The sequence below is a fragment of the Pseudoalteromonas sp. 20-MNA-CIBAN-0454 genome (assembly GCF_040308685.1).
Taxonomy (GTDB): Bacteria; Pseudomonadota; Gammaproteobacteria; order Enterobacterales; family Alteromonadaceae; genus Pseudoalteromonas; species Pseudoalteromonas nigrifaciens.
This window is the reverse complement of record NZ_JBEOOB010000015.1, coordinates 82,125-90,965: the sequence shown is the minus strand read 5'-3', so window position 1 is coordinate 90,965 and position 8,841 is coordinate 82,125. Positions and strand designations below refer to the sequence as shown.

The window sequence follows — 8,841 nt, the reverse complement described above, 5'->3', positions numbered from 1 at the left end:
GTAGTACTGGTGAACTGACTTTAAGAGGTACCGCTGGTGTTGATATTACTCTTACAGATTATGCAGACGTTGATGGAGCAACTAATAATTCAGCTACTTTCACAAACTCCCAAGGTAATAACACTACATTAACCGAAGGTGGGATAGAGAATGTAACTTCTGAAGCGACTGTAGTGACTCCAGCAACTCAAACTAAAGCCACGCTTAGCCCTCCAAGTATAGATGGTGATATATCTTTTAGTTTAAACGGTACACCGATTACAGTACTGGGCGTAACTACTACTGATCAGTCTGCTCTTGAGACTGCTATAAATGCTCAAAGTAGTACTACAGGAATCACAGCAACTCACGATAGTAGTACTGGTGAACTGACTTTAAGAGGTACCGCTGGTGTTGATATTACTCTTACAGATTATGCAGACGTTGATGGATCAACTGAGAACTCCGCTACTTTTAAAGACTCTTCAGGAAATAACACTGAACTAAAAGAAGGTGTACTAGTTAATGCAGCGGCCGCAGCGGCTAATCCTGTGCTTATTACTTCATCAGAAGTATTGTTATCATCCTCTAAAACATTTTCCGTCTTAGATGCAAGTTCTGGAACAGCAGTAGCGGCATCTTCTGAATTAAACAATGTAGGGGATATTGATCTGACTACAGAGAAGGGATCACAAAGTGCAATATCTATAATTGATGGTGCACTTGCTCAAATTGATTCACAACGAGCTGACTTAGGTGCGGCTCAAAACCGCTTTGGGCATACAATTAGTAACCTTTCTAATATTCAAGAAAACGTATCTGCATCACGTAGTCGCATTCAAGATACTGACTTTGCGACAGAAACAGCGCAAATGACTAAAAATCAAATATTACAACAAGCGGGTACGTCAATACTCTCGCAAGCGAATCAAATTCCACAAGCAGCAATTAGTTTATTAGGCGGCTAATTATTTACTTTACTGTAACTGTTTATATAAACGCACTTCAATTTGAAGTGCGTTTTTTGTGATAGAAAAAATTATTTGAAACATAACCCTATGCGCTATAAAAATTAATAAGTAACTTTTTTATTTTAAAACAGCTGGTTACGTTTTATTAAACAAATAAACTAATTTATTTTTAAAATACTCCTAAAGATAATTTATCTCCTGCCGTTAACTTAATCAGTACGGAGCTGAGCATACATTTGTGACAGCTCTTGGTTAAATTAAAATAGCAACATTACGAAAGTAATCAGGAGTTTTATTATGATTTCAGTAAACACAAATGTATCTTCACTAAACGCTCAGCGTAACCTATCGCAATCAGGTTCTAATTTAGCAACTTCAATGGAACGTTTGTCATCAGGTATGCGTATCAACAGCGCAAAAGATGATGCGGCGGGTATGCAAATTTCAAACCGTTTAACATCGCAAATAAACGGTTTAGGTGTAGCACAGCGTAATGCTAACGACGGTATTTCAATGGCACAAACGGCTGAAGGCGCTATGCAAGCATCAACAGACATTTTGCAACGTATGCGTGAGTTAGCGTTGCAATCAGCCAATGGTTCTAATTCGTCAGAAGACCGTGGTGCATTACAAAAAGAAGTGACAGCGTTACAAGATGAATTAACACGAATTGCGGAGACAACCTCGTTTGGTGGGCAGCAATTACTTAATGGTTCCTTTGGTACTAAAAACTTTCAGGTTGGTTCTAATGCTAATGAAAGTATAACATTAAGCCTGAAAAGCACAGCTGCCGAAGAAATCGGTGGCTATAAAACGCAATTAGAGGGTGCTGCGAACACTGGTTTTGGTGGTGTTATTGTTGATACTACTTTAGCTGATGCCGCGTCAACTGTTGCTACTGGAGACCTTACTTTTACAACGGATAGTGTTGATACTAAAGTGACTATCGCTGCAAAATCATCGGCGAAAGATGCAGCTGCTGCAATAAATCTAAAGTCAGGTGAGCATGGAGTTGCAGCACAAGCATCAACAGAAGTAAAACTAGGCGCTGCTAGTGCAGATGGTACTACGAGCTTCAAGCTTAATGGTATTGATATTGCGGCAACAGCAACAAAAACAACAGACCAGTCAGCGCTGGCGAAGGCAATTAATGACAAATCTGATGAGACGGGTGTAATTGCAACTTATAATAGTGATGCTTCTATCACTTTAAAAAGTAGTGATGGTGAAAACATTGAGATAGATACATACCTCAACGGTACAGCAACAGCTAAATTAACTGCCATTGACAGCAATGGTGATGAAAACACAGCGCCTGTCGACTTAGTGTCAGCAGGAAATGACTCAGCAACCATTACGGGAACTTTAAGTTTAGATTCATCTAAAACGTTTTCAGTATCAGGCGGAACAACGTTAACAGCGGCCACCCAAGCCGCAGAGCTAAGTAAGGTATCTAAAATTAAATTAACCACAGAGGCTGGAGCGCAGAGTGCATTAGCCGTTATTGATGGTGCATTGGCGCAAATCGATGACCAGCGTGCTGATTTGGGTGCCGTACAAAATCGCTTTAATTATACTATAAGCAACCTTGCAAATATTCAAGAAAATGTATCAGCATCACGTAGCCGTATACAAGATACTGACTTTGCAACAGAAACAGCGCAAATGACTAAAAACCAAATATTGCAACAAGCGGGTACGTCTATCTTGTCGCAAGCGAACCAGTTACCACAAGCAGCACTTAGCTTATTAGGTTAATAGCTAACTAATATTAAAAGTCAGTATTAGTATTTTAAAAAAGGAGATGGCTTTGTTCATCTCCTTTTGTCGTTTAACTTACTAAATTAAGCTAATCTATAAATAGTGTACAATGTTTAAAACTATTTAGGAGGCGTTATGAATGCAATTACCTCAGGCGCAGAAACTTTAGTAACGGCAAGTAATACTGGGCAGGCTAACGAAAGCAAAGCAGGGCAAGCTGGTACAGTATTAACAGCTGGTGCTGTTGATGATGTTAAAAAAAGCGGTTCACAAGCACAGCAGTATCAAAGTAATGCAGGTACAGCTACGCAGCAACAACCGCTAGAGCGTGAACAGCTTGAAAAAGTGGCGCAGCAATTGCAGGATTTTATGGGCGAAATGAACCGTAGTTTGCAATTTCAGGTTGATGAAGATTCAGGCCGCGATGTAATTAAAGTGCTCGATAAAGCCACTGGCGATGTTATTAAACAATACCCTTCGGAAGAAGTGTTAAGTTTAGTGTCTAAGCTGTCTGAAACTGCGGGTTTATTAATTGACCAAACGGTATAGCTATATAAGTATTTAACTAAATAGTAGCTGCGTTTTTTAAGTTTTTTGTTTTTTTATTTAATAGTGTAAAGGGGTATAAACATGGCTATTTCGTTTACTGGCTTAGGTTCAGGCTTACAAGTATCTGAAATTGTGGGTGCATTGGTTAATGCCGAAAAAGCGCCTTTTGAATCACGTTTAAATAGAAAAGAAGCTAACTTAACTACCGATATTTCGGCTGTGGGTGCGCTTAAAGCTGCACTTGAAAAAGTACAAGAGTCGATGAGTGCATTAGGCGACGCCGATAACTATCAAAAACGTACGACATCGGGTAATGATGATTTTATATCGCTTAGCTCAGATAAAGACGCCCAACCAGGTGGTTACTCGGTAAAAGTAAATAATTTAGCCACTGAGCATAAAATAATGTCGAGTGCGTTTGATGCCACCAACCCTGTTGGTGCTGGCACCATGACGTTAAGCTCGGGCGATAATAGCTTTGATATTGCAGTATCAAACACTGCAACGCTAAGCGAAGTGCGCGATGCAATAAACAACAGTAAAGATAACAAAAGCATTAACGCCACTATAATTACCGATGACACAGGCCAGCGCTTAGTATTTTCGGCTCAAACCAGTGGTGTAGAAAACCAAATTAAAATTGCAGTGGCCGACGACGATGCTAATAACACCGATACCCTAGGCCTTTCGCGTTTAGCATTTGACCCTGCACCTGCAGGAATAAAAAATGTGAGCGAAGTGGTTGCCGCTGTTGATGCGTCAATAACTATTGACGGTACAGTAACGGTAACTAGTAGCACTAACGAATTTAAAAATGTGATTGATGGCGTGACTATTACCGCTAAAAAAGCACAAGGTGTTGACGACGACCTAAGTAAGCTAACCGTTAAAGAAAATAACAATAATATAAAAGCAGGGCTAGATAGCTTTATTAAAAGTTATAACGAGCTGCTAGAACTAAGTAAAAACTTAGGTAAATCTGGCGAAGATGGTGCTGGCGTAATGGCGGGTGATTCTCTGCTGCGCGGTGTTATGTCAAAGTTAAGGCAAGAAATTACCAACAGTGTTGACTTAGGCGATGGTAATTCTTTGTCGCTATCGCAGTTAGGTGTAACCGCTGATCGTTACGGTAAGTTAAGCTTAGATAGCGAACGCTTAGATGAACAAGTAAAAAATGATGTTGATTTAGTACAGCAGTTTTTTATTGGCGAAAATAAAGACGAAGGCGGTTTTGCCCAATCGTTTGATGAGCTAATGAACTTTTATACTAAGTCTGATGGCTTAATTCAAAACAGAATAGAGAGTAAAGAAGGCCAGCTTCGTGGGATTGATGACGAACGAGTATCGTTTGCACGTAAAATGCAGTCGTTAGAGTCGCGCCTTTATGCGCAGTACAACAGCATGGATTTATTAGTAGCAGGCTTAAACTCAACCAGTAGTTATCTTCAATCTCAGTTAGATAATATGCCAGGTGTAGTTAGAAAGTCTAAGTAGTTAAGGGCTCAAGCTCTAGGGAATATACTAGGCTTTAGGCTAATACAAACACTGAGCTTGCGAAAAGGCAGTTTTCAGTTCTATAAGTGCGGTTTCACTTAATCACAACAATGCCGCACTTTTTGCGTTAAAAATTACTATTGGTTTCATTGGCTTCACATTCTCCTCTAATTCGCAATTTGATTTAAGTAAATATATTCACAAAGAGGATAAGAGGGCGCTGCGCTTTAGAGAAGAAAAAAGACACTCAATTATGTGTTTAATTTACTCCTCATTCCCCCTCATTGTTTTCTCTTTGTGAAAAATGATCTTTAAATAACTTATTTATAAAGATGATAATAGGGCGTTGCGCTTTAGAGAAGAGCAGTGGGCAACACCATCGTTTAATTTACTTCTTATTATGCTAACTGTCTTTTTAAGTGCTTTTGTAAGCGCTGATCGCTTTGTCTGACTTTTTATGCTTTAACAAGGCTTTAAACGAGTCGTCTTTATGGATGTTAGCTTGAGTTAAAATAGCATTAATATGCGCTTGTGTTGTTATAAGCTCGTCACTACTTGGCTGCTCAGCGCTTTCGCACCAGCTTTTTAAACACGTATTTAATGCTTCAAGCTGTAAAGCTGCCGCGTCAGCATCGTTGTTATTTACCAGTGTTTCAAGCTCGCAGAGCAATTGTTTAATTTGCTCTGCTGGCTGTTGGTCAGTTATTAAAGGCATAATAAATTAAACTGCAGGAGAGCGTTCGCTAGCAGGAATATTATCCCACCCTTCTTTTATTTCTTTCACTATGCTAGAAACTTCCATAATTGCTGCTGTATCGTTATTTAAGTTAGCTTTAGTTAGTGTACGCTGGCAATAGTCGTATAACGCTAATAAGTTGTCTGAAATTTCTGAGCCTTGCTCAATGTCAAAATTAAGTGCGTCTTGTAATGCGCCAAAAAGTAAAATGCAGGCTGAAATGTTTTCGCCCTTTTTTTCAATTTCTTTGCGTTCAATAAAACCTTTGGTTGCAGCTAAGCGCCCAATAATGTTACTAAAAATTAGGTTTATTTGTTCGTAAGGTGTCATTTCGCTAATACTGCTTGCACGAACTTGACCGTATTTTTTAATTGATGCATGTGCCATGAGAAGATCCTAAATTTTGATAACTAAAAATATTAATACAATGCCAGCAATTATAATGCCAAGCATTTTATATATATTTACTTATCGGCATTTAAGGTGGCAACTTAAGTAAATATTAGTGAATATTTTTATTATAAAGTGACTTTATTCTCTAATTTAAGTATTAAGCTTTGCGATTAACTTATTATGCGAATGTAGGGGGCCTTTATAACCTTAATACTTAATGGTTAATCCTTAAGTATTATTGCTTTAATTAAAGTGTCTGTTTTTTGGCGTTAATGTCAAAAAGTCGCCACTAGTGCTTGCATACAATTTCAACTGGCTTACAATTTGATTAACAAAATAAATTAGTGAAATGAATGGCCCGCTAAATATGATCTTAATTTTAGATAATAATAACAATCGCTCGATAGGATTATATGCCTCACTTACTTTTATTGGTGAAGCGGTGCAATTACAAACTGAAGCCGACTTTGAGCAAGCGTGTAGTAAGTATCAAAGTAAAGAATGCATTGTAATTTTAGGTGCATTGCAGGTGCTCGATCACGAAAGTTTAATTAAACGCTACCCTACGTTTCCTTTTTTACTAATAGGCGAAACACTCAAGCCTTTACTCAGTATTGCTAATGTAGTGGGGCTAATTTGTGAGCCATTTAGCCACGAAATAACCACGCAATTATTACACGACTGCCAACAATATCAACGCATGCTGCCTATTGAGCACAAACACAGTAAACCACACAATACTTTTGATGGCCTAGTAGGCGAAACATCGGCGGTTAAAGACCTGCGCTTTTTAATTGAGCAAGTAGCCAAAACCGATGCTAATGTACTTATTTTAGGTGAGTCGGGCACAGGTAAAGAGGTAGTGGCGCGTAACGTACATTTATTATCTAAACGCCTTAAAGGGCCTTTTGTACCAGTTAACTGTGGTGCGATTCCGGGGGAGTTGCTCGAAAGTGAATTATTTGGTCATGAAAAAGGCGCATTTACGGGGGCTATTTCTGCTCGAAAAGGGCGTTTTGAACTAGCGCAAGGCGGTACGCTATTTTTAGATGAAATAGGTGATATGCCGCTGCAAATGCAAGTTAAGTTGCTGCGCGTATTGCAAGAGCGTAGTTATGAGCGAGTAGGCGGCACTAAAGCGATTCAGGCTGATGTACGCATTATTGCTGCAACCCATCGCAACCTCGAAACCATGATAGAGGAAGGTACGTTTCGTGAAGATTTATACTACCGATTAAACGTATTTCCTATTGAAAGCCCGTCGCTTACCCAGCGCGCCGATGACATACCGCTGCTATTAAAAGAGTTAATGCGCCGCGTTAATGAGCAAAGTGGCTCAACCGCTAAGTTTACAGAGCGCGCTGTCGAAAGTTTAAAAGAGCATAGTTGGCCGGGTAATATTCGCGAGCTTGCAAACTTAGTTGAGCGAATGGTGATAATGTTCCCGGAAAAAGTGGTAGATGTTCCTGATTTACCGGCTAAGTATCGTTATATTGAAGTTGAAGCCTATGAGCCGCAGTATCCAGAAGAGTTAATGGAGCGCGATGCCTTTAACGACATATTTAGCACCGACTTTAGCGACTATGACGATGAGCCCGAACACTCTACAGCAGCAGATTCAGGCTTGTTACCCAGCGAAGGGATTGAGCTTAAAGAATACTTAGCCGAGCTAGAAATTAACTTAATTACTCAAGCATTAGAGCGCTTTGATTATGTAGTTGCTCGCGCCGCCGAAATACTCGGAGTACGCCGCACTACTTTGGTCGAAAAAATGAAAAAATATAACTTGTCGAGAGATTAAAAGCTAAGGGTAGCTATCAGGTTTTAGGTGTCAGGGTTCAGGCTTTAGGTAAAAAATAACCAAGCACAGCGTTTAGCTTTTGCTGTAGATACCATCTCTCATTTTAAGCTTCAAGGTCGTATTTAAATTTCTTGGAGCTTAAACGCTTCCTGGTTTTTTATTACACCAAAACATATATGAATTAGCTTTCGCATATTTGCACACACAGCTTGCATCGGTGTTTTACCATTATTTATTAACGTTAACTTGTGTCGTTTTATTGTTTTATTCCATTGCCCTGCAACAATGGCCGCCATATAAAGTTTGCATCGAATTCTGGCTGGCCCAAGTTTACTGATTGATGTTCGCCCTTTTAATTTACCCGATTCATTGTGCCGTGGAATTAATCCACAATAAGCCGCCGCTTCTTTGGCTTTATTAAATTTTTTAGCCGCAAACAAATACGTCAACTCTCTCGATAATACGGGCCCAATGCCAGGGATAGACTCAAGTAGTTTTCTGTTTCTTTTTAAATCAGGTTCATTATCTATGTGGTTATCAATGTCAGATTTAAGCTGTTTAATTTCATCATCTAAAAACGCGACTGTCACTTTTATCGATTGGCAAACACGCGCGGAAACGTTGCTGAATTCACTTGCTTCTAATCGGTTAGCTTCTCGTTGTCGGTTACTCTCAAGCGCATCTAAACGACGAATAAGGGCTTTAAGCTCTCTAATTTCTAACGCTTCAGGTTGCCAATAATTAACGACTGCGTGCTTAGCACAGCCATAATGAGCAAGCATCGTTGCATCAGATTTGTCTGTTTTGTGAATTATGTTTAAAGCGTCTGCATACTTTTTAGCTTTACCTGGATTCGCTAAAATAATTTTAAAGCCTTGCTCGTGTAAAAAATACATCAGTGCTTCATGATAAACACCCGTTGGTTCGAGGGTGATAACGAGCTCACTAGCAGCGCTTTTAGTTGTATTTAAAAGCCACTTTTCTATTGTTACAAAATCTTGGCGCTTGTTTTTAAAGACTTTTGTTTTAATCTTGTTTGTAAGCTGGTCTCTCAACCATGATAAATCAATTTTCTCTTTACTAATATCAATGCCGATAAACATCATCTCTACTTACTCCCCTTGTACATACAGCATCTACTTAAATAAAAGCGTGCT

At 39.2% G+C, this 8,841-nt stretch carries 8 protein-coding genes; 5 read left to right on the top strand and 3 right to left on the bottom strand.

Annotated elements, in window-relative coordinates; genetic code table 11:
* From AAEZ22_RS09475 to fliD, 4 genes are all read left to right on the top strand, one after another.
* On the top strand, nucleotides 1–947 hold a 947-nt coding region (locus AAEZ22_RS09475), incomplete at its 5' end, for a flagellin (RefSeq protein WP_352297063.1).
* 297 nt (nucleotides 948–1,244) lie between these two features.
* Nucleotides 1,245–2,708 (top strand): flagellin, encoded by a 1,464-nt coding sequence (locus AAEZ22_RS09470; RefSeq protein ID WP_502935262.1) that lies wholly within the window; start codon nucleotides 1,245–1,247, stop codon nucleotides 2,706–2,708.
* 138 nt (nucleotides 2,709–2,846) lie between these two features.
* Nucleotides 2,847–3,260 (top strand): flagellar protein FlaG, encoded by a 414-nt coding sequence (locus AAEZ22_RS09465; RefSeq protein WP_352297057.1) that lies wholly within the window; start codon nucleotides 2,847–2,849, stop codon nucleotides 3,258–3,260.
* 81 nt (nucleotides 3,261–3,341) lie between these two features.
* Nucleotides 3,342–4,754: a flagellar filament capping protein FliD gene (gene fliD / locus AAEZ22_RS09460; protein ID WP_352297054.1), complete on the top strand. Its 1,413-nt coding sequence runs from the start codon at nucleotides 3,342–3,344 to the stop codon at nucleotides 4,752–4,754.
* A gap of 415 nt (nucleotides 4,755–5,169) precedes the next feature.
* Here fliD and AAEZ22_RS09455 read toward each other — a convergent pair whose 3' ends face one another.
* Together AAEZ22_RS09455 and fliS are read right to left on the bottom strand one after the other, a co-directional pair.
* Nucleotides 5,170–5,469 (bottom strand): hypothetical protein, encoded by a 300-nt coding sequence (locus AAEZ22_RS09455; protein ID WP_011327478.1) that lies wholly within the window; start codon nucleotides 5,467–5,469, stop codon nucleotides 5,170–5,172.
* Between the two features lie 6 nt (nucleotides 5,470–5,475).
* Nucleotides 5,476–5,877 carry a flagellar export chaperone FliS gene (fliS, locus tag AAEZ22_RS09450; RefSeq protein WP_011327479.1) on the bottom strand — a complete coding sequence of 134 codons (402 nt, stop codon included), beginning with the start codon at nucleotides 5,875–5,877 and terminating at the stop codon, nucleotides 5,476–5,478.
* Nucleotides 5,878–6,250: 373 nt separating this feature from the next.
* Here fliS and AAEZ22_RS09445 point away from each other — a divergent pair, with 373 nt between their 5' ends.
* Complete coding sequence (locus AAEZ22_RS09445; RefSeq protein ID WP_352297050.1) at nucleotides 6,251–7,684, top strand: sigma-54 dependent transcriptional regulator; 1,434 nt, start codon at nucleotides 6,251–6,253, stop codon at nucleotides 7,682–7,684.
* 122 nt (nucleotides 7,685–7,806) lie between these two features.
* Here AAEZ22_RS09445 and AAEZ22_RS09440 read toward each other — a convergent pair whose 3' ends face one another.
* Nucleotides 7,807–8,790, bottom strand: coding sequence for an IS110 family RNA-guided transposase (locus AAEZ22_RS09440; protein ID WP_352297047.1), 984 nt, complete (start codon nucleotides 8,788–8,790; stop codon nucleotides 7,807–7,809).
* Nucleotides 8,791–8,841 lie beyond the last annotated feature (51 nt).